Genomic DNA, 234 nt, shown 5'->3' with positions numbered 1-234 from the left:
ATACAAAACATCGCTACTCATAAACTGTGTTAATAACTCTGATTCAGAATCAAAGCTTAGCGACGCGTTAGTAGATGATCGCTCTAATATGTCTTTATGATAGTGCAGTAGTCGCGACAGATCACTTGACGATTGTAGTGTGGCGACTATAGTCTGCCAGTCTTGCCAGCTAAAGACTTGTAGCCATGCACCCGTATCATTCGCATCAGTGGCTAGGTTTTTTATAGCATACTG

At 41.9% G+C, this 234-nt stretch carries 1 protein-coding gene; it reads right to left on the bottom strand.

All coding sequences use genetic code 11. The annotated features are described in order from the left end of the window. Nucleotides 1–234: hypothetical protein (locus AAEY88_RS15555; RefSeq protein ID WP_350563840.1), on the bottom strand; the 234-nt coding region annotated here is incomplete at both ends.

Source organism: Psychrobacter sp. CAL346-MNA-CIBAN-0220, assembly GCF_040309805.1.
In the GTDB taxonomy this organism is placed as follows: Bacteria; Pseudomonadota; Gammaproteobacteria; order Pseudomonadales; family Moraxellaceae; genus Psychrobacter.
This window is presented reverse-complemented; position numbering and strand designations above follow the sequence as displayed.